The sequence below is a fragment of the Lysinibacillus sp. FSL R7-0073 genome (genome assembly GCF_038009065.1).
Taxonomy (GTDB): Bacteria; Bacillota; Bacilli; order Bacillales_A; family Planococcaceae; genus Lysinibacillus; species Lysinibacillus fusiformis.
Genome location: NZ_JBBPAS010000001.1, coordinates 4,206,149 through 4,226,292 on the forward strand (window position 1 = coordinate 4,206,149; position 20,144 = coordinate 4,226,292).

Here is a 20,144-nt window from a genome sequence, read left to right on the forward strand (position 1 = left end):
TAATTATGCTTATTTTTTTATCTTTTTTCTATTTTTCCATCGATCATCATTAAATTTCACTATATTAATATTTTATACCCTTATTCCGAATAATCATAAATACTCATAAATAAACCCTAACACAATACAAAAGGATCATTAAGCGAGATCATATAAATAATCTTAATGATCTACAAAATTTTAATATAAAATTTACAATCCCTTAAGTTCCTCTACTATTTTTGCGGCTTCTTCTATGCCAGCATCTGCTGCAAGTCCATACCACTTAATAGCCTCCTTCAGATTTCTGGCGACTCCCTCACCTTTATTATATATATGACCAAGTTGTAGCTTCGCATCTGCATCCCCTTGCAGAGCAGCCTGTTTAAACCAATGAATACCCTTTTCAATATTTCGAATGCCTGTTAAGCCTTTACTCCAAATAAAACCTAAATCATAAAAGGCATCGATATGAAATTGCTCTGCTGCTCTTTCATACCAAAATAAACCTCGATTTATATCTTTTGCTTGATCAAGACGCCCCTCTAGATAAATACCCCCTAGACGATATTGCGCTTCCACATATCCTGCTTCGGCAGACTTTTTATACCTATTAAAAGCTGCATTTGTATCTTTTTCGACTCCTAATCCTTGCTCATAAATAATTCCTAGCGTAAACATAGCCTCTGCCACATTCTTACTAGCTGCAAAATCAAACCATTTTCTTGCTAGAGTAAAATCCAGTGGCACACCCTCTCCATTAAAATACATATCCGCTAAATTATTAGCAGCATCGGCATGCCCTTGTAAAGCAGCCTTTTCATATAAAGAAAAAGCCTGAGTGTAATTCTCCTCAACACCGACTCCCTCAAAATAAAAATTACCTAGCACATATTGAGCATCTGCATTTCCTTGGGCTGCGGCTAATTCGAACCATTTTAATGATTTTTCAGGTTGAAAACAATTTCCTTCCTTAGCATTGTAATACTCCCCTAGCTGATATTGTGCATCCGTGTCCTGATCCTCAACCGCCTCTTTATATAAATCAATCATTACCTCATGATCTAAGTCTTCTTCATCTAAAATCTTGACTTGATTATCCTGATGGCAGAAATACCATTCAACTACATCAAGTACATCATCTACCACTTCTACTCTGCAGGTTAACCTTTCGAGGGATGAAATTTGCCAAATGAGTATATAGATTGGTTGTGGAATAGCATCACGCAACACATCATCATACTCTGCTAACAGCGTTAATACATTGTCCTGCACAGATTGAGTTTGATCTGAATGGACAATTTGCAAATGTCGCTGTTGCTGATCTTTTAATAACCCTCGCACTACTTGATACAGTATTTTTTGCAAGGCTGTTAAGTTAACTTCCGTGAATGTTAGCAATTTTATATTTTGAGCAAACCATGTATTTTTTGTTTGTATAATTTCTTGTAGGGAATGAATGCGTTCCTTATTGCGCTTAGCTAAAATTTGCTCGTACATTGTTTTCCTCCCTTGCACATTATGTAAAAAACTGCCTTGCCATTATTATATGGAAGACAGTTGGATTTTGGTTACACATATGCTCGCAACAGTAAGCCTATGAATAGTGTAATAATTAGAAAAACTGTAATATGGGCCCATTTATTCATTTCTAATAAGCCAATAAATTCTCTTGTAAATGCATTAGGAACATAGTAAAAGGCTGTTTTTGAGCCAACCCCTTCTGCATCTAGTTTTGCTTTTTTTGCATAGAGACTTGCGCGAAATACGTGAAAATTATTTGTCACAAATATGGAACGATATTTTTCTCCTTGAGCATGTTGATCCATTATGCTTTTCGTAAAAATCATATTTTCTTCTGTGTTGGTCGACTGATCTTCCATTAGAATTTTATTAGCGGGAATATCATGGACATCTAATAAATATGTTTTCATAGCCTTGGCCTCTGATACCTTTTCATCAGTCCCTTGACCACCTGAGACAAGGATAAACGGTCTTTCCCCGTACTTTTTGTATTGCTTTACCGCTTCATTTAAGCGACTTGCTAAAAGTGGTGGAACTCTATCGCCAATTAATCCTGATCCTAAGGCTATTATATAATTTGGTTCATAGCGTATAGGTGTGAAATGATACAATACAGCGTATGCTAGGACACTTGTGTATAAAAACATTGTATAGCCAAAAATTAAAAACGCATAGAAGTAAAGAATATGCCAAAGCACATTTTCAATCTGAATAAAAATGACGAATACATACCATATCATCATAATAACAAAACTAAGCCCCATAATAGCTAACATTAAATTCCGTACTTTACGTCCTTCCTTCTCTAACAAAACCTTACTATTGAAAAACATGGCTATAGATAAAATAAACATGATACTAGGAAAGCTTCCTAGCATAATAAAAATCCCCATTTCTGAAATGATTCCCTGATCATTTGGCAGTAATAATGGATAATGGATAATGAACGCTCTGATTATATATACCCCTATCAAACCAAGAGCTACCGCGTTGAGGAAACGCCTTTTTTCTGTCAGATACAGCAATAAAAATATGGAGATGAAGATTATTAATGTGACTAGCATCGTTTCACCCCTTTCTATTGTATAATTTTCTCAAATACTTCATCTGTCACTATTTGTTCAAATTTTTTGATATTGCTCATTTATAGAAGGTATTGGTTTTATTTTTTAATAAAGTTCATGTAATATTACTATATAAGAACTAGTTTATGACCAAACCAAAAATTATATTGGAGGAATGTAAGTAATGAAAAAAATTCTTGCCGCTCTATTTGCAGCGACACTGATATTTTCCACAGTTGGTGCAACATTATTCATCTCTGATACACCAACAGCAGAGGCTAAGTCCTATAAATCAGGTAAAAAGGGCTTCTCAAATAATAACAATAGCTCAAATATCCAGAAGTCTCAGGACACTTCGAAAGATCAAAAAAATGCTACAACAAATAAAAACAACACAAACTCAACAAATAAAGCTGATACAACTAAAAAAGGTGGTTTTTTCTCGGGTGGCCTTATGAAAGGATTAATGCTTGGGGGACTTGCAGGTTTATTATTCGGTAGCTTATTTAGCGGTATGGGTTTACTTGGAAATATTTTAGGATTGCTCATTAACGTAGCTGCAATTGCCGTTATTGTGATGCTAGTCGTAAAAATTATGAATATCTTTAAAGATAAAAAACGCAAAGAGGAAGCCCAATGGCACAAATAATTAACGAACAAGATATTATTAACGCTATTTGTTTATCTCAAGCGTATTATAAGAGCATTCGCCCAGAGGATGTTATCGTAGAATTGACATATGATGATGACACAGGCTTCGGTGCGGAGGTTGAAGTAAATGGTCAAATCGAAATACTAAATACAGGAGCCATGATTGGTGCCTTGCGTGTTTGGATAAAAGATGTTCTACATGGTGATCCTTTTTCAACAGGTATTGAACTTGTTTTAGACGATGAAGAAGGCATTATAGCAAAACTTTCATAAAATATAGCCGTACAATGAATCTTTCATCAGATTCATTGTACGGCTATTTTACTTTTTCAAACGTTTCTTAACCGCAACCTCTTCCTCCTCACTTAAGGAAAAGTCTACGATAGAGCGACCAAGCGTGAGCAACATAATAAACATGACGCCCGTACCTACAATAAGATAGATCATTGTAAAAATCTTGGAGAATGAAGTTGCTGGATATAGCCCTGTTTCTACGCCTGTTGGAATCAAGCTGACTACAGCAAAATACATAGCATCTAGCCAATACCAACCCTCTGTCCCCTTGTAAAACAAAGTACCGGATAGAATGATGAGGAATAGTGTTGTAAATAATGATAGAAACTGTGGTCGCTTAAATGACCGCCACAATCCTTTAACTAATCTTTTGGCAGATAAAATAAATGATAACATCCTCATTTTCCTCTCTTTTTTACTATATTCAGCCTAGTAAGACTATACTTTGTTTATAGACATAACGTCAAAAGGTAGAGATGTTGTTTCACCTCTACCTTTTTATTTTATTTACTGAATAATTGATTCAGATTCACCATCATTTTAGCTGCTTGCCCTCTTGTGGTTGAAGCTGCCGGTGAGTACTTCTGTCCATCTCCCGACACAATTCCTAGCTCAAATAACATCGTAATGGCATGTTTTGTCTCTGCATTATAAGATGCAATATCTGTAAATGGTGAGCTTCCTTGGACAATATAAGGCTGTTTAAATTGTTGCTCATACGCACGCTCAATCATCACTGCTAATTCAGCGCGTGTTACAGGTCTTGCAGGGTTGAACTTCCCATCCACTCCCTTAATAATGCCATGTGCAAACGCTGCCGCAATTTCCGACTGTGTTTTCGCATCAAAATTAGCGATATCTGTAAAAGGCGCCTTTTCCTGCGTTGTTATCCCCAAACTTCTCACTAGTAGAGAGGCTACTTGTGCGCGTGTCACATTTTGATTAGGTTTAAATGTGCCGTCTGGATAGCCATTCATCATCCCTGCTTCTGCTGCTTGTTGAATATAATCTTTTGCCCAATGATTTGCTGTATCTGTAAAACGAATCGTTTCTCCTGTAGTGAAAGTCGCTGTTGGATTTTGAACACTTTCATTACCAGCGGCATCAATTGCTTTTACTATAATAGTGTAGGCTGCATGGTCAGTCAGATCTGTAAGTGTCGTCACGGTTGTATCAGCAGGTAATGTTGAAGTTAATTTGCCATTTACATATACTTTGTATTTTTCCACGCCAACATTATCCGTCGCTTCTTGCCAGCTTACATCCACAGTTTTACGATCTTTTACATGGACTTGAATAGCTTTCGTTACATCCCATAAGGTACTAGTTTTTATGATTGGTAAAAATGCCTCATTTGCTACTGCAAAATAACCTGCTTCACTTAAATGAATATTTTCTGGATTTGGAAGATAGCTTGGAACATCCTTTGCCACAACATCAGATGTAGGTACAAAAAATGCTCCAGCCTTTTCAACTGTCGTTTTAATAGTTGTATTCATTGTTGCCAAAAGTATTTTAAATTGATTTTGTAAACTCTCACTATAATATGGGAACGAATTGTAATAGCCCATCACATAAACTTCTGCTTGTGGATTTAATTTTTTAATTTCAGTTAAAATTGCTGCAATATTGGTTACAGCCTCTTTTGTAGCCTTTACGATGGCTAGTGTATCAATTCCAGCTGTCTGTGATTCTTTTAATATTGGCAGTAAATCATTAGCGCCAACAGTTAACGTAATAATCTCTGCCTCTTTAATAGATGCTTTTAATTTAACTTGTTCAATGGGATAGCCAAACCCAGCCACTGTTTTTGCAACATCATTTTGTATATCTGCCAACACATTTTTTGTTGTATAGCCTGACATTGCAAAGCCTTTATTATAAGAAGTAATGAAACCCTCTTTTTGTAAAGTTTGTGCAACAAAATCTGTGTAGCCTAATCCGATTGCACCGACCTCATTCATCCCATGTGCAATTGAATCACCTAGAGCTACATAATCTGCCTGAGTAGTCCAACTTGGTGCTATGTAATCTCCTGTTTCTTCAGCATTCGCAACGACAGGTATTGTTAACTGTAATGCAAGCATGCTTGTGGCTAAAAAACGGAATTTCTTTGAAAATTTCATACATTCTCTCCCCTACCTAAAAATAGTAATTGTTTTAACTATTTTACTAGAAGAGAGTTAAAAATAGGTTAAAAACCCAATAATCTTTTTAAATCATTTTTCTATTCAATGTGTACCTTCCCATAAATTCCACCACCACCAACTTCAATATTTAAATGACCGGTTCTCGCAGCATCCATTAATTTGGCCATTTTTTGTGGCACAATTTGTTCGAGCTGTTCAATGGTAACTCGATGTAAAATATTCATCTCTGTTCCAAAAGCATGTAGTAATCGTTCCATCATTTTGGGGCCAAGACCAGGAATAAAATCGAGCGGTACTTGATGGATATACGGTGGTCTATTTTTTTTATGTGAAAAATCCTCTGATAATTCCTGAATACGTGAAGCAACACCCTTTATGATTTGCGTACTTCCACAGTTCGAACAAATTATAGCTTCGTTACTAAGTTGTTCTCCGCACTTACCACAAACTGTTTGATGATATTTACCAAGTAATGGATTTAATCCATAGTTGGCGATGATTGCTCGTCCCTGTTGTTCACGGAGAGCCATTTGTAATTCTACAAAATTTGCGTCTGCTAATCGTAATTTTTGATACTCACGTGCGAGTTTCCCAAGAGAATGTGCGTCAGAATTACTCACGAATGGATATGCTTGAAGCTCTTTAATATGGCGTACCATGTTTGTATCTGAGCTTAACCCTAATTCAATTGCATCTATTAACTGGGGATCAAAAACTTCTGTTAAACTGTGCTGTACACCTTTGCCATATAAACTTTTAAAGGGGGTAAATACATGCGCAGGGATAAATAGTCCTCCTAGCTCGTGGACTTTTTGTTGCAATGTTCTTCCATCACAGTAAATTCGTTGTGAGCTTAAATGAATATTTTTCATATGCTGAGACATCCAATCCGAAAATTGCTCCATGAGCAATAATGTTGGAAAGTAAGCAAGCACATGAATGGGGCCATAGCAATGTTGATCATAGATTTCTATTTCTGAACCTGGAATCAGTGTCGTTTCTTGAAAACGTAGTCCACCCTCTGCCAGTTCTACAAGTTCACCTTGGTCAATCATCTCTTTCATTTCTTCTATAACCTCAGGTGAATGACAATCAATAATACCAATGATGTCCAGTCCTTTTCTTGCACTAGCAGTCTCTAATATGCGCGCTAATGTCAACGTTTTACTACCAGTAATTTTCACAGCACGCCCTTTAGCTGTGCGGCCAATATGAATATGTAAATCAGCATAGAACTCTTTCATGTACATTCACTCCTTAAACACTACTTAAAATGAAAATACCTTACATGACTGCAAGGCATTTCATATTTAGTATGATGGATGATTATTGGTTGTGCCATTATTTTCTTCATAAGCTCCAGAGTTATTTGATGGCATAGATGATAAATCGTAGGCAATTAATGTGACACCCATTTTTTTCTCTAGTTCATTAATTTTCGCAAGTTGCTGTGAATCTAATTGTGCAAATTTAAAATCTTCCATTGTCATCAATCCTTTCAAACATAAAGTTCCCTGAAGTTAAAACAACTATACTTACCAAAAATGACTGACTATCAGTCATTTTTCATTGACATTCATTTTTCTCTCCTGTAACATACTAATAAGTAAGGCAAAAGTGAGGGATATCATGTCAAAGGAAGAAAAAATTATTCAAGCAGCCATTGAAGTATTTCGAGAAAAAGGTATTGAAAAAACAAAGGTTTCAGATATCGTAAAGGCAGCTGGTATTGCACAAGGAACTTTTTATCTTTATTTCCCATCGCGCCTTTCGGTTATGCCTGCTATTGCAAAAAATATGGTAGAGCGCATTATGGCTACTGTCGAAGAAGGTGTTTCAGATCATAAACCCTTTGAACAGCAGCTTGAAGAAGTGGTTGAGATGATTTTCTTAATTACGAAAGAATATGGAGATATCGTTGCACTCATTTATGCGGGTATTGCACAAACTGAGCATTTGAAAGAATGGGAAAATATCTATTCACCCTACTATGCTTGGATGAGTAATTTTTTATTAACGGCTCAACAACAAGGGGTCATTCGAGATTCCATCAACCCATCGCGATCAGCCAAGCTTATCATTGGTCTAATCGAATCTGCTGCCGAACAAATTTATTTGTTTGACGATAGCAAGGATGAAACCATGCAACAGCTTAAGCTTGAGCTTCTAGACTTTTTATATCATGCACTTGGCCTACGTCACGCATAAGTGGCGTTCTCTTTCACTCCAAAAATGACTGAATGTCAGTCATAATATTCTACTACGGAAGGAATTTATTTATGCAAAAAGAATGGATGTATGTTGGACTAACAAGTTTATTTGAATTGTTTTGGATATTCGGCTTTAATGTAGCAAATTCATGGTGGCATTGGATCATTATTGTATCTATAATCGCTGTTGATTTTCACTTCTTATCGAAGGCTTGTGAAAAACTTCCTACGGGTACTGTCTACGCAATTTTCGCTGGAGCAGGTGCAATCGGAACGACATTAATGGATATCTTTATTTTCAATGGTGACTTTAATGCGATTAAGGGGATATTTATGGTTATTTTAGTGTTGGGCGTTATTGGCCTAAAATTGGCGGATAATCCATCGAAGAATCCTAGTACAACAAAAGGAGTGGATGCATAATGGGCTGGTTATTCGTTCTATTAGCAGCATTGGCGGAAATAGTCGGTGTCATTGGTTTACGCTTTTATAGTCAACATAAAACCGTACGAAATTTATTATTATACGTCGGAGGCTTTGGTTTATCTTTTGCACTTTTATATGCTTCCTTCGACTATTTACAGCTAAGCATCGCCTATGTTGTTTGGGTTGGTATTGGGACTGTAGGTGCCGTGCTTGTCAATATTATATTCTTCGGGGAATCTAAAAACCTCGCACGAATCATCAGTATTATTGCGATTATCATTGGAGTTGCAGGTTTAAAAGCAGTATCTTAATAGTAGATGACAAAGGGCGCCCTCTTAAATGAAGTGGCGCCCTTTTTTATTAGATGAAGTTGAATGATCGAGGCAAACTAAATAGGGTGGACCCCTCTTGCGAATTGTTCAGGGACATATGTAAGATACGGTTTACCTGTCAGTGAATGTGTTTGAATATCTGCAAATACTCCAAATACTTCTCGCAGCAATGATGGTGTAAGTACTTCTTCTGGTGTACCATGGCAAACAATGCGTCCGCGCTGTAAAACATAAATTTGGTCACAGTACATGGCGGCGATATTCAAGTCGTGTAGAGCGGCTACTACTGTTAGATGTAAAGTTTGAATTAAGTCCATCAGCTGAAGTTGATGTTGAATATCTAAATGATTTGTTGGTTCATCTAATATAAGTACCTGTGCTTGCTGAGCGAGTGCTCTTGCCACCATGACACGCTTCTTTTCCCCACCAGAAAGTGAGCTAAAGCTTCGTTTCGCTAGATGCAGTAAACCTGTTTGCTTCAATGCATCTTTAACAATTTGAAAATCTTGTTCCTGATCAAGCTCTAATAGCTTTTTATGTGGAGTCCTTCCCATACTGACTAAATCGTTAACAGTAAAATCAAATAATACAGGTGTTTCTTGACTAACAACGGCTAAATTTTTAGCAATAGCTTTACTAGACTGCTTTAAAATATCTTGTTCATTTAACAAAACTGTCCCACTTTCAGGTTTTAGAAGTCGATACATATTTTTAAGCAAAGTCGACTTCCCACTACCATTAGGGCCGATTAACCCGACAAATTGCTTTTCCCTTATTTTTACACTCACCTCGTGAAGTATGCGTTGATCGTAAATGGAGAATGATACTTGTTTTGCTTCTAATGTCATGGAAGTTAATCTCCTTCACCGAAAGAATAATTGTTACGACGGAGTAACCAAATGAAAAACGGTCCCCCACAGAAAGCTGTAATAATACCGATCGGCATTTCCTGTGGAGCAATAATAATTCGAGCTAATGCATCTGCCCAAACTAAGAAGATCCCTCCTAATAAAGCACTGATCGGTATTACATATTTATAGTTAGAGCCGACAATTAACCGTACTATATGCGGAATGATTAATCCCACAAATCCGATAGAACCGCTAACTGCTACAAGTACCCCCGTTAAAAGTGAGACAAGTAAAATGAGCTGTATGCGAAATTGTTGAAGATTGACTCCTAATGTTACAGCAGCCTCTTCCCCCAGTAATAGCAAATTTAAATTTCGATAGAATAGCCATAAAAGCCCGAACACAATGAAAAAGATGGCGGCCGGAATAATAATATTATTCCATTTTGCTCCCGCTAAGCTACCTAGCATCCAAAACATAACCGCCTTTAAAGCCCCCTCTTGCTTTGACATCATTAATATAAAATTAGAAATGGCTGTTAATATAAAGGAAACTGCCATCCCTGCCAATAACAAGCGGAAAATCGAGACCCTGCCACCTACGCGCGATAAGAAAAACACTAACCCAATCGCGAGCAAAGACCCTATAAAGGCTGACACAGAGAGTGCGTAAATACCTAAAAATGAAAAAGCACCTAAAATAATTACAGAAGTTGCTCCAACGGCTGCTCCCGAAGAAATTCCTAAAATATATGGGTCTGCAATGGAATTTCTTACAAGTGCCTGAATCGCTGCCCCTGCAATGGCTAAACCCGCTCCTACAATAGCCGCAAGGATGACACGGGGTACTCTTATTTGCCAAATAATAATTTCCTGTGAGCGACTCCAATCTTGCTCTATCGTGTGTTGTATAAAGGGTAATTTCGACAGAATTACTTTCCATACATATAATGGCGTCACAGAAACAGATCCAACCATTACAGCAAATGTCATAGATACAATTAATACTAAAAGAAGCACTAAAGAAAATAACATAAATTTTTTATTCATTCATTAAACTCCTACTAAGATGATGAATGAAGCAATTAATTATACTTTTGCATAATTTAGGTCAGATGATCTTACTTCAGTTGGCACTCAATAAAAAAAGGGCATTTCATGCAAAAAAACGCACAAAAATACCCTCGAATAAACAAAGTCAGAAAATCCAGCTATTGTCCGTAATTGCTTGCATCCTCGTGGGCATTACAGGTATTACTTATTGGCAGGTCTCCTGGCTTCGTTTCATCATCCTATAAATAGCCTTCCCATTTTTAACAGTGGCAAATAAACATAATAGGACTCCTCGTTACAGTTGCGGGACAGCGTCGGACTTCCACCGACTTCCCTTTTAAGCGACATTGTTTAAAATGTCACACCAATAGTATGTAAAGTTATAAAATTATGACGATTCTATCATACATTTTTATAGATAGTTAGTCTACAAGGAATTTCCAGCACACTTTAGTTAACCTAAAACTAAAATAAAGTTGACACAAATAATTTAGTTTTTTACACTAACGATAAGTACTTTGAAATTAGAGGTGAAATCATGTCAACAGTAACAGAACAAAGTCATCAAAAATTAAAGACTGTAGATATTGCATATATTGGATTATTTTCTACCCTCATGATGATCGGTGCCAATATAACTTCCTTTGTGCCCTTTATGATAGTAGGAGGAGTGCCGATTACTCTACAAACCTTTTTTGCCATTTTAGCAGGACTTATTTTAGGTAGTAGGAAGGGGGCGCTTGCCTGCACAGTCTATATGTGTATTGGATTAGCAGGAGCACCTGTCTTTGCTCGCTTTGGTGGAGGGTTCAGTCAACTATTAAGTCCCACATTTGGATTCATTATCACCTTTATTTTAGCAGCATTTGTTGCTGGATTAATGGTAGAGCGAAGTGGTACGAAGAAAAGCTATATTCTAGCCGCATTCATTGCAACTGCTATCAATTATTTAGTAGGTACAAACTGGATGTTTATTGCGTACAAACTATGGGCCAGTGCGCCAGAGGATTTTTCCTATAGATTAGCTTGGCTTTGGATGATCCCCCCACTTCCAAAAGATATTATTTTAGCTATTTTCGCTGGTATTTTAGCGTACCGATTACAAAAAACATTGAATATCATGCCCATTCAATAACGCTTCCATCAACTTCTTTAGTCAATAGACTAAAGAAGTTTTTTGTAAAAGTTAATGTCCATCATTTCTGCATATTTGTTTGTTACAGTAAGGGCAAATAGAAAGGAGGATCTCATATGACATTCAAACGAAGATGGTCAGGTGGACTATTATCAGCAGTTGCTTTACTTACTTTATCAGCTTGTTCTGAAGATAAAACAGAGCCTTCATCAACTTCAGAAAATACTCCTGAGACTGAGCAGCAAACAGAAATGGATCACTCCACAATGAACCATTCTAGCTCAGCGGAAGTACCAGCTACATTAAGAAAAGCTGAAGATCCAGCATTTCCGGTCGGGAGTACCGCTTTGATTACAGACGAGCATATGGAAGGGATGAAGGGTGCCGAAGCGACGATTGTTGGTGCATATAAAACTACAGCCTATATAATTTCTTATGATCCAACATCAGGTAGCGAACGTGTAGAGAATCATAAATGGATTATCCATGAAGAATTAATTGATGTAGGAGAAGCGCCACTGTCCCCTGGTACAGAGGTAAAAACGACTGCTACTCATATGGAAGGCATGAAAAACGCAACCGTCCGTATTGAAGAAGCTGTACCAACCACTGTTTATATGGTTGATTACATCTCTACCACAAATGGTGAAGCAGTGAAAAATCATAAATGGGTAATAGAAGATGAGTTAACAGCGCAATAATCCGAACAACCTCTCCCAGTATATTTGGCAGAGGTTGTTTTCTAGTTTTTATGTTCTAAAGGCTTTCGATCCGCAAACTTATGCCATTTATAGCCTATTCCCCAAACGGTTTGCAAGTAATCATCAGCAGGAAAACCGCTTTTTCTTAATTTTTCACGTAAATTACGGACATGGGAATCGATAGTACGATCCTCAATGGTTACATGATATCCCCAAACTGTGTTAATAAGATGTTCTCTTGAAAACACTTTATTTTGATAATCTAGAAATAAGGACATCATGGAAAATTCTTTTGGTGTTAATGGGATTGCCTCTTGTTGAAAGTATAATTCAAAGGATTCTTTATCTAAGCGTAATCCCTCAAAGACAACCACCTTGTCTTCTACCTTGGTTCTCCTTAATACAGCATGTATACGTGCTAATAGCTCTTCCTCATCAAAAGGTTTTAATATATAATCATCTGCCCCAATATTTAAACCTTTTACAATATCCGAATGCTCTCCTTTAGCCGTAAGCATGATGATAGGTACATTCCAAAACTTCCTGATTTCTTCACACACTTGGAATCCATCCATCTCTGGCATCATAATATCCAAAAGAACTAAATCCACATGCTCTTCTTCTAGATAAATGAACGCATCTTGAATGGACGATATTGCGCTACATCGAAAACCGGGCTCTAAGTAAAGAGTCAATAAATCTAACATTCTTGGTTCATCGTCTATGCATAAAATGGTTTTCATCCGCTCCTACTCCTTTAAACGATAATTCAAAAACAGTCCCTTTATTTAGTTCACTTTTAACCGTCACTTCTCCTCCATGGGCCTGAACGAGTTCCTTGACAATTGCAAGTCCTAGTCCAGAACCACCTAACGCACGACTTCTAGATTTTTCTACACGGTAAAAGCGCTCAAAAATAAACGGTAAATCCTTGTTGGGAATCCCTCTTCCTGTATCTCGAATAATGATCGTTAAAACACCATTGACCTTCTTCACATTTACCGTGGTAGTATCTCCCTGTCCGCAATAGGTCAATGCGTTATTTAATAGATTGATTATTATTTGCTCTAATCTTGCCTCATCTGCCAATAACGTTAATCCCTTTTCACAGCACACATCAAAGTGGATATCTTTTTCTTGAAAAGCAGGACTTAATTTCCCCTTAATACCAGTAAAAAAAGCCTGTAAATCTAGATTTTGTTTCTCAATAACAAATGAGTTTTCATCCATTTTAGCTAAATCAAATAAATCCTTTATTAACCGTGAAAGTCTATTCGTCTCTTCCAATATAATAGCTAAGTATTTTTGACGATCTTGCACTGATAAATCACGTTTATAAAGAATATCGGTATAACCTTTAATAAAGGTTATTGGTGTACGAAGCTCATGGGCAATGCTAGATAAAAACTCTTTGCGCTCCTGCCTTAAATGATTTAACTCATTTGATAATAGCTGGATGGCATTCGATAAATCTCCAAGCTCATCTTTGCCATTTGTAGAAAGAGCGACCGTAAAATCCCCTTTACTCATTTTCAAAGTGGCCTCTTTCATCTGAATTAATGGTTCAGCAAGCTTTCTAGATAACACAATGATGACAGCAATGGTTACTAAGCCAGAGACAATGCCCACGATGAGGAAATGTTTATTTAAGCGTTTCATTAAAGCATGGATCGAATCTGTATTTTGAAACATAAATACATAGCCAATCGTTGTCTGCTCTTTTTGCATTGGACTAATAGTAGCTATAGCTTTTGCCTGTTGCCAGTTATTTTGTAGAATCTTTCCCTCGTATGGTATAGTTCCATCTAATTTCTTTATCAGATTCTTAATTTCAGGATGCAGTTGCGAGGAGGCTAAAATGGTTCCCTCAGCATCTGTCACTACTACATCTGTAGATTCTTCCGATTCCATCAAGACGACATGTGCCAATGTTTCCTTATTAAAGTTCTGTTCTAATATTGTGCGATGTGAGTTTCCCCTCGCTTGCAAACTTGCTAATTCTTCTTCAACTCTAGAATTAGTCAATGAGGCGTGTAAAAAAAACATCATAAATGTTTCAATACAAAATAATGTAATGAAAAAGATGATGCCTAGCTTTAGTGATAATTTTCTCATCTGTAACCACCATTTTAGAGTTTCTTATTAGTATATCGGCAAAATATGAAGATTTCATGCAGAAAAAATCTCTATCCAAACAGAAAAAGACCCATAAGTATAGTATATACTCATGGGTTAACTTTTAATTTAAATGTATTTTTTTGCCCAGTTTAAGAAGTTATCGATGACTACATCCAAGAATTTCACTGTACCTTCATCCGTCAAATTACCTTCTGCATCAAATTTAGTATGCACAGCACCAATATAAACATCATTGCCGCTTAGTAATGGTGAGTTAATGCCAGGAGAGAATAAAATATCACGTAGATGCAATTGTGCTTTTACAGTACCTAGGTTACCCATTGATGCACCCATTATAATAGATGGCTTGCCAATCATTACTTTATCTACACGAGATAACCAATCAATTGCATTGACCATTACACCTGGAACAGTTCCATTATATTCTGGTGTTACCCATAACACTGCGTCTGCAGCCTTTACTTTTGCTTTAAAATCAAGAACTGCTTGTGGTGCTTCATTTTCGATATCTTGATTGTACATTGGTAAATCCTTCAAACTTAACACTTCTAGATCCAATTTCTCAGTATAACGTTTTTCAATAAATTGAGCTAATTGCATATTATAAGATTCTTTACGGATACTCCCTACGATGGCTACTACTTTCACGATGTTTCCTCCTAAATGTACATAATTCTTAGTATTTAAATAACTATTGTATTTTATACAACTTTAATAATAAGTGGCAAATTCTTCTACTGGCTTACGATAACCGCGTAAACGACGACTGCTTTCTTTTTCTTTCCCAATAGTAATCATGAGTGCTATTTCTTGCTCTTCTGATACATTGAAAAGGTCGCGCATTTTTTGATTATCGAAGCCAATCATTGGACAAGTGTCCCAGCCACGATTTTTCGCAGCTAGCATAAATAACATGGCAGACAAAGATGCATTTCGAATCGCTTCATCTTTCATAAATGCCTCGCCACGGTCTTCATAAAAGTGAGTATTCTCAGCAACTATTTCTTCTAGCTCATACGTTGTGATAATCCCTAAATCCACCATACCTTGACTTAGTTCTGCCGTATTTTTATAAGCTTTTTTATCACCTAATACAAGAATGACCCCAGAAGCTGAATGCACTTTATATTGACCATATGCAGCCTCTCTTACTTTTTCCTTCATAGCTTCATCCAACACAACGATGTAATTGGCATGCTGTAAGTTAAAGGCCGATGGAGCGAGCTTGACATCCTCTAAAATTGGACGTATATCTTCCTCAGTCATTTTAACGTCCGTTAAAAAGTTATTCGCCGAGCGACGCTTATCAATCAATTTGGAAAATTCCATTCATTAAACCTCCAATTCAATATGTAACCATTCAGTAGAGAAAAAATTTCTCTACTGAATTAAAAATATTACTCATATTCTTTATCGAACGTAATGGAACTTCTTACAGTTTCTATAGGACGAACAAGTCCTTCAATTTGTGTACGTTTTGGTTCTAGGAATGGTGGTAATGAAAGTTTTTCTCCTAAAGTTTCGTACGGTTCATCTCCCATAAATCCTGGCCCATCTGTTGCTAACTCAAATAAAATTTGTGGCGCTACACGTGCATATAAGGATTCAAAGAAATGACGATTTACATAGCCAGATGTGTGGAAACCAAAGCTTTCAAAACGTGCAGTCCATTCATCTAATACTGCACGATCCTCTACACGAAAGGCCGCATGGTGAACCGTACCAAAACCTTGGCGAGCTACTGGTAACACAGTATTGTGTTCTACAATCACTTGCGCTCCATTGCCGCCCTCACCTACTTCAAATAGATGGAAATCTCCGTCCTCCCGAATCTTTGTAAACAGCATTACTTTTTCTAACACATCTTTAAAGTAATTAAAATCAGCTACTCGAACAAATACTGGCCCTAAACCTGTAATAGCATATTCAAGTGGGATAGGTCCATCCTGCCATGGCGTACCTGATGCGATACCTGTATCATGCTCATCAGAAATAAGCTGGTACTGCTGATCATCAAAATCCACGAATGATAATGTTTTTTTACCAAACTGTTCTTTAATACCAGTATGTTTTACATGCAATCGATCGAAGCGCTTTTCCCAATATTCTAAAGAAGCATCCGTTGGCACACGGAAGGAAGTCTTTGAAATTTCGTTTGTACCGTGTACACCTTTTGGAATGTTAGGGAAATCAAAAAACGTCATATCTGTACCAGCACTACCTTTATCATCTGCAAAGAATAAATGATATGTTTGAATATCATCCTGATTTACTGTTTTCTTCACTAAGCGCATTCCTAATACATAGGTAAAGAATTTATAATTTTCCTCAGCACTGCTTGTAATAGCCGTTACATGGTGTACACCTTTTAAATGATTCATACAATGCTCCTCCCACTTATCTCGAAATCGAGATATTTATTTAAATTTTTTTAATGTCCATTAGCATTTTTGCCAACCTTTTTAAGGGACAAAATCATTGTATCCAGCTCATGAGGCCCCAATACTTCAAATATCTCATTTATTTTTTGTTCATGCTTAGGGAAAATCTCTTCCATTAGAGTCTGTCCCTCATTCGTAAGCAATACATAAGTGACACGTCGATCTCTAGGGCATGATTTGCGATATACATAGCCTTTTTGTTCAAGCTTATCAATTACATACGTAATACTACTGCTTGCAATTAATATTCTTTTACCGATCACTTGAATGGGCTGCTCGCCACGATGATACAGAAATTCAAGGACCGAAAATTCGGTTTGATTTAAGTCAAATTGAAGTAAATCCCTTTTTGTTGCTTCCTGAATCGTTTGATATGCTCGGAACAAGACCGTAAATGCTTTTAAGTTACGATTGTCTTCCTTCATACGACTCCCTCACTTATTTCGAATTTAATTATCTTTAATTCGAGATAATAATAACATATCCATTTTTAATCAGCAATCATTTTGTTTCGTATTTTACGCGTTAGCTGAAAATGTTTGTGAACATCCTCTGCGGGTAGAAGGTAGTTGTAACTTATAAAGGAGGATTCTATATATGAAAAAAGAAATCAATCAAAAACAACAACAATTAGAAGCATTCCGAGTAAGTGATAAAAATCAACCACTCACAACCAATCAAGGACTAAAAATATCAGAGGATGAACATTCTTTAAAAGCTGGCGATCGAGGTCCTACTTTACTAGAGGATTTTCATTTTCGTGAAAAAATGACGCACTTCGATCATGAACGTATTCCAGAAAGAGTAGTACATGCACGTGGATCGGCAGCACATGGGATTTTTGAAACCTATGAATGTGCAAGTGATATTACAAAAGCACAATTCTTAAATGGTAAAGGAACAAAAACACCAGTCTTTGTTCGTTTCTCTACCGTTGCAGGCTCAAGGGGCTCAGCCGATACCGTCCGTGACGCACGTGGCTTCGCTACAAAATTTTATACACAGGAAGGTAATTATGATTTGGTCGGAAATAATATTCCGGTATTTTTTATACAAGACGCTATTAAATTCCCCGATTTCGTACACGCAGTAAAGCCCGAACCAAATAACGAAATTCCTCAAGCGCAAAGTGCCCATGATACATTTTGGGATTTTATTGCGAACAATCAGGAATCTGCCCATATGGTTATGTGGCATATGTCGGATAGATCGATTCCACGAAGCTACCGAATGATGGAAGGTTTCGGTGTGAATACTTATCGTTTCATCAATGCCGAAGGAAAATCCCACTTTGTTAAGTTTCATTGGAAGCCAGTTCTTGGTGTTAAATCGTTAGTATGGGATGAGGCACAGATCATAGCTGGTAAAGATCCTGATTTTCACCGCAGAGATTTATGGGATTCCATCGAACGTGGTGATTATCCAGAATGGGAGCTTGGCGTGCAACTTATTCCGCTTGAAGATGAATTTAAATTTAGTTTTGACATTCTCGATGCTACCAAAATATGGCCAGAAGAAGAAGTTCCTGTCCGTATCCTTGGCAAAATGACGCTTAATAAAAATGTGGACAACTTCTTTGCTGAAACAGAACAAGCTGCATTTCATGTAGGACATGTTGTACCTGGCATTGACTTCTCAAATGACCCTTTATTACAAGGTCGCTTATTTTCTTATACAGATACACAGTTAATAAGACTCGGAGGCCCAAACTTTCATGAGATCCCTATTAATAAGCCTATCTGTCCTTTCCATAATAATCAGCGAGACGGCTATGGTCGACAAACGATTAATGTTGGGCAAGTTAGCTACCATAAAAATTCCTTAGCTGACAACACACCATCCCCCGTCCCTGAGGCAGAAGGTGGTTATACACATTATGAGGAAAAAGTAGAGGGTCATAAAGTACGCGCACGCAGTGAAAGTTTCAAAGACCATTTTACACAAGCTAGGTTATTTTGGTTGAGTATGACCGATATTGAAAAGGAACATATTATCAATGCCTTTAGCTTCGAACTTGGTAAAGTAAAAAACAAAGGCATACGAAAACAAGTTGTCGATATGTTTGCCCATGTCAGCCACACACTTGCAACAGCAATTGCTGATAATATCGGTATCGTGCCACCCGTACAAGTGGAGGTACCGAACATTATGCAAACTTCCCCTGCTGTTAGCCAAATCTTGAATGCTGTAGAAAGTGTCAAAACTTTTAAAGTAGCCGTGATCGTAGCAGAAAATACGGAGGAAAACCTAAATGACCTGATTGCTACACTCTTGAGCAAAAATATAGTTGTAGAATTAGTTAGTACAAAACAGGGCTTACTAAATGGCTTTGAGATTCATGAAACATTCGCCACTGCTTCTTCCGTACTTTACGATGGAGTTTATGTAACTGGTTCCTACCATGATTCACATCAACAAATTAAAGCAGAACAATTTATTGAAGAAGCCTACCAGCACTTTAAAACAATTGGCCTTGCTAAAAATATATCGTTTTCACAGCATATCGCCAATAAAAATGGGGTTGCTAATACCTTACCTTCTTTTATTCAGCTCCTTTCAAAGCATCGACATTGGGAACGTTAACGTTCATACATGTGAAAGCCAGCTAACGTTTTTCGTTTAGCTGGCTTGTCTCATTTTTAAGGTAGTCGTTTAAATTCCTTTTCATTTCCGTCCATAAACTCTACTTCGACTTCAATGGACTGATAGTTATCTTCAATATTAAAAACTTTAATTACTTGATCAATCACTTCATCATTTGGAGTGGTAGAATCAAAATTTAACTGCTTAAATAACGGCTCTAGTTTTGTATAGGCTTCATCACCTTGTAACTTTACATTTTGTCGATCATCCTGTAATTTCGCTGAGATTCCTGATTTTTTATTTTCATACTCTACCTCGTATGACTCCGTTGCAGAATAATCAACATCCAATGAAAACTCTAAAAAATTGAATGTCACTTGGTCTGTAGGCGTATCACCCGTCTGTTGTGAAGCATTCTGATCTGCTGGTGCATTAGTAGGCACATCCTTTACCTCATCTTTATTACAGCCATAAAGGATAACCATTACGAAAGAAATCGTTAATAATAGTTTTAATTTCATCCAATTGTACACTCCCTTCTTTTCATATTATTTCCCCATTCTGCTATAAACTAACCAAAAAAGGACATCTCCTCAAATGAGGAAATGCCCT

23 protein-coding genes and 1 riboswitch are annotated in these 20,144 nt (G+C 37.0%); of the genes, 8 read left to right on the plus strand and 15 right to left on the minus strand.

Going from position 1 to position 20,144, the window contains the following annotated elements:
- Window positions 1–192: 192 nt before the first annotated feature.
- Both MKY88_RS21135 and MKY88_RS21140 read right to left on the minus strand, forming a co-directional pair.
- The gene (locus tag MKY88_RS21135) at window positions 193–1,479 is read right to left on the minus strand and encodes an SEL1-like repeat protein (protein WP_328204501.1); all 1,287 of its coding nucleotides are present in this window, start codon (window positions 1,477–1,479) and stop codon (window positions 193–195) included.
- Window positions 1,480–1,550: 71 nt separating this feature from the next.
- Window positions 1,551–2,567 (minus strand): YdcF family protein, encoded by a 1,017-nt coding sequence (locus MKY88_RS21140; RefSeq protein ID WP_328204502.1) that lies wholly within the window; start codon window positions 2,565–2,567, stop codon window positions 1,551–1,553.
- Between the two features lie 184 nt (window positions 2,568–2,751).
- Here MKY88_RS21140 and MKY88_RS21145 point away from each other — a divergent pair, with 184 nt between their 5' ends.
- Complete coding sequence (locus tag MKY88_RS21145) at window positions 2,752–3,216, plus strand: hypothetical protein (protein WP_193833182.1); 465 nt, start codon at window positions 2,752–2,754, stop codon at window positions 3,214–3,216.
- Complete coding sequence (locus tag MKY88_RS21150; RefSeq protein ID WP_008176904.1) at window positions 3,204–3,491, plus strand: DUF2653 family protein; 288 nt, start codon at window positions 3,204–3,206, stop codon at window positions 3,489–3,491. Before MKY88_RS21145 ends, MKY88_RS21150 begins: the two co-directional genes overlap by 13 nt.
- A gap of 48 nt (window positions 3,492–3,539) precedes the next feature.
- Here MKY88_RS21150 and MKY88_RS21155 read toward each other — a convergent pair whose 3' ends face one another.
- The 4 genes from MKY88_RS21155 to MKY88_RS21170 form a co-directional block, all read right to left on the minus strand.
- On the minus strand, window positions 3,540–3,908 hold the full coding sequence (locus MKY88_RS21155) for an ion channel (protein WP_069482765.1): 369 nt from the start codon (window positions 3,906–3,908) through the stop codon (window positions 3,540–3,542).
- Window positions 3,909–4,015: 107 nt separating this feature from the next.
- On the minus strand, window positions 4,016–5,638 hold the full coding sequence (locus tag MKY88_RS21160) for an S-layer homology domain-containing protein (RefSeq protein ID WP_328204505.1): 1,623 nt from the start codon (window positions 5,636–5,638) through the stop codon (window positions 4,016–4,018).
- 101 nt (window positions 5,639–5,739) lie between these two features.
- Window positions 5,740–6,906, minus strand: coding sequence for an endonuclease Q family protein (locus MKY88_RS21165; RefSeq protein ID WP_328204506.1), 1,167 nt, complete (start codon window positions 6,904–6,906; stop codon window positions 5,740–5,742).
- A 66-nt stretch (window positions 6,907–6,972) separates the two neighbouring features.
- Entirely contained in the window at window positions 6,973–7,146 is a 174-nt protein-coding gene (locus MKY88_RS21170) for a hypothetical protein (RefSeq protein ID WP_419182594.1), read from the minus strand.
- A 142-nt stretch (window positions 7,147–7,288) separates the two neighbouring features.
- Between MKY88_RS21170 and MKY88_RS21175 the strand changes: the two genes are divergently transcribed.
- From MKY88_RS21175 to MKY88_RS21185, 3 genes are all read left to right on the plus strand, one after another.
- Complete coding sequence (locus tag MKY88_RS21175; protein WP_069483429.1) at window positions 7,289–7,870, plus strand: TetR family transcriptional regulator; 582 nt, start codon at window positions 7,289–7,291, stop codon at window positions 7,868–7,870.
- A 71-nt stretch (window positions 7,871–7,941) separates the two neighbouring features.
- Entirely contained in the window at window positions 7,942–8,295 is a 354-nt protein-coding gene (locus tag MKY88_RS21180) for a DMT family transporter (RefSeq protein ID WP_069482769.1), read from the plus strand.
- Window positions 8,295–8,609 carry a DMT family transporter gene (locus MKY88_RS21185; protein ID WP_069482770.1) on the plus strand — a complete coding sequence of 105 codons (315 nt, stop codon included), beginning with the start codon at window positions 8,295–8,297 and terminating at the stop codon, window positions 8,607–8,609. Before MKY88_RS21180 ends, MKY88_RS21185 begins: the two co-directional genes overlap by 1 nt.
- Before the next feature lie 77 nt (window positions 8,610–8,686).
- On the opposite strand, the gene MKY88_RS21190 is transcribed toward MKY88_RS21185, so the two are convergent.
- Together MKY88_RS21190 and MKY88_RS21195 are read right to left on the minus strand one after the other, a co-directional pair.
- On the minus strand, window positions 8,687–9,478 hold the full coding sequence (locus tag MKY88_RS21190) for an ABC transporter ATP-binding protein (RefSeq protein ID WP_193833188.1): 792 nt from the start codon (window positions 9,476–9,478) through the stop codon (window positions 8,687–8,689).
- Window positions 9,479–9,483: 5 nt separating this feature from the next.
- A complete protein-coding gene (locus tag MKY88_RS21195) occupies window positions 9,484–10,530 on the minus strand; it encodes a FecCD family ABC transporter permease (RefSeq protein WP_328204507.1) in 1,047 nt (348 codons plus the stop codon).
- 196 nt (window positions 10,531–10,726) lie between these two features.
- A riboswitch (cobalamin riboswitch) is annotated at window positions 10,727–10,917 on the minus strand.
- A 154-nt stretch (window positions 10,918–11,071) separates the two neighbouring features.
- Here MKY88_RS21195 and MKY88_RS21200 point away from each other — a divergent pair.
- Window positions 11,072–11,668 carry a biotin transporter BioY gene (locus MKY88_RS21200; RefSeq protein ID WP_328204509.1) on the plus strand — a complete coding sequence of 199 codons (597 nt, stop codon included), beginning with the start codon at window positions 11,072–11,074 and terminating at the stop codon, window positions 11,666–11,668.
- A gap of 116 nt (window positions 11,669–11,784) precedes the next feature.
- Window positions 11,785–12,369, plus strand: coding sequence for a YdhK family protein (locus MKY88_RS21205; RefSeq protein ID WP_328204510.1), 585 nt, complete (start codon window positions 11,785–11,787; stop codon window positions 12,367–12,369).
- Window positions 12,370–12,410: 41 nt separating this feature from the next.
- Here the strand turns inward: MKY88_RS21205 and MKY88_RS21210 are convergent, their stop codons facing one another.
- The 6 genes from MKY88_RS21210 to MKY88_RS21235 form a co-directional block, all read right to left on the minus strand.
- Window positions 12,411–13,112, minus strand: coding sequence for a response regulator transcription factor (locus MKY88_RS21210; RefSeq protein WP_258270352.1), 702 nt, complete (start codon window positions 13,110–13,112; stop codon window positions 12,411–12,413).
- Window positions 13,084–14,484 (minus strand): sensor histidine kinase, encoded by a 1,401-nt coding sequence (locus MKY88_RS21215; protein ID WP_328204514.1) that lies wholly within the window; start codon window positions 14,482–14,484, stop codon window positions 13,084–13,086. The genes MKY88_RS21210 and MKY88_RS21215 overlap by 29 nt, the downstream gene beginning before the upstream one ends.
- A gap of 129 nt (window positions 14,485–14,613) precedes the next feature.
- Window positions 14,614–15,156: an NADPH-dependent FMN reductase gene (locus MKY88_RS21220; protein WP_025117582.1), complete on the minus strand. Its 543-nt coding sequence runs from the start codon at window positions 15,154–15,156 to the stop codon at window positions 14,614–14,616.
- 63 nt (window positions 15,157–15,219) lie between these two features.
- Window positions 15,220–15,837: a nitroreductase family protein gene (locus MKY88_RS21225; protein WP_069482778.1), complete on the minus strand. Its 618-nt coding sequence runs from the start codon at window positions 15,835–15,837 to the stop codon at window positions 15,220–15,222.
- 68 nt (window positions 15,838–15,905) lie between these two features.
- On the minus strand, window positions 15,906–16,889 hold the full coding sequence (locus MKY88_RS21230) for a ring-cleaving dioxygenase (protein ID WP_193833193.1): 984 nt from the start codon (window positions 16,887–16,889) through the stop codon (window positions 15,906–15,908).
- 50 nt (window positions 16,890–16,939) lie between these two features.
- The gene (locus MKY88_RS21235) at window positions 16,940–17,374 is read right to left on the minus strand and encodes a MarR family winged helix-turn-helix transcriptional regulator (RefSeq protein ID WP_193833194.1); all 435 of its coding nucleotides are present in this window, start codon (window positions 17,372–17,374) and stop codon (window positions 16,940–16,942) included.
- A gap of 172 nt (window positions 17,375–17,546) precedes the next feature.
- Here MKY88_RS21235 and MKY88_RS21240 point away from each other — a divergent pair, with 172 nt between their 5' ends.
- The gene (locus MKY88_RS21240) at window positions 17,547–19,532 is read left to right on the plus strand and encodes a catalase (RefSeq protein WP_340814647.1); all 1,986 of its coding nucleotides are present in this window, start codon (window positions 17,547–17,549) and stop codon (window positions 19,530–19,532) included.
- Between the two features lie 56 nt (window positions 19,533–19,588).
- On the opposite strand, the gene MKY88_RS21245 is transcribed toward MKY88_RS21240, so the two are convergent.
- Window positions 19,589–20,053 (minus strand): YusW family protein, encoded by a 465-nt coding sequence (locus tag MKY88_RS21245; protein ID WP_069482782.1) that lies wholly within the window; start codon window positions 20,051–20,053, stop codon window positions 19,589–19,591.
- Window positions 20,054–20,144: the final 91 nt, after the last annotated feature.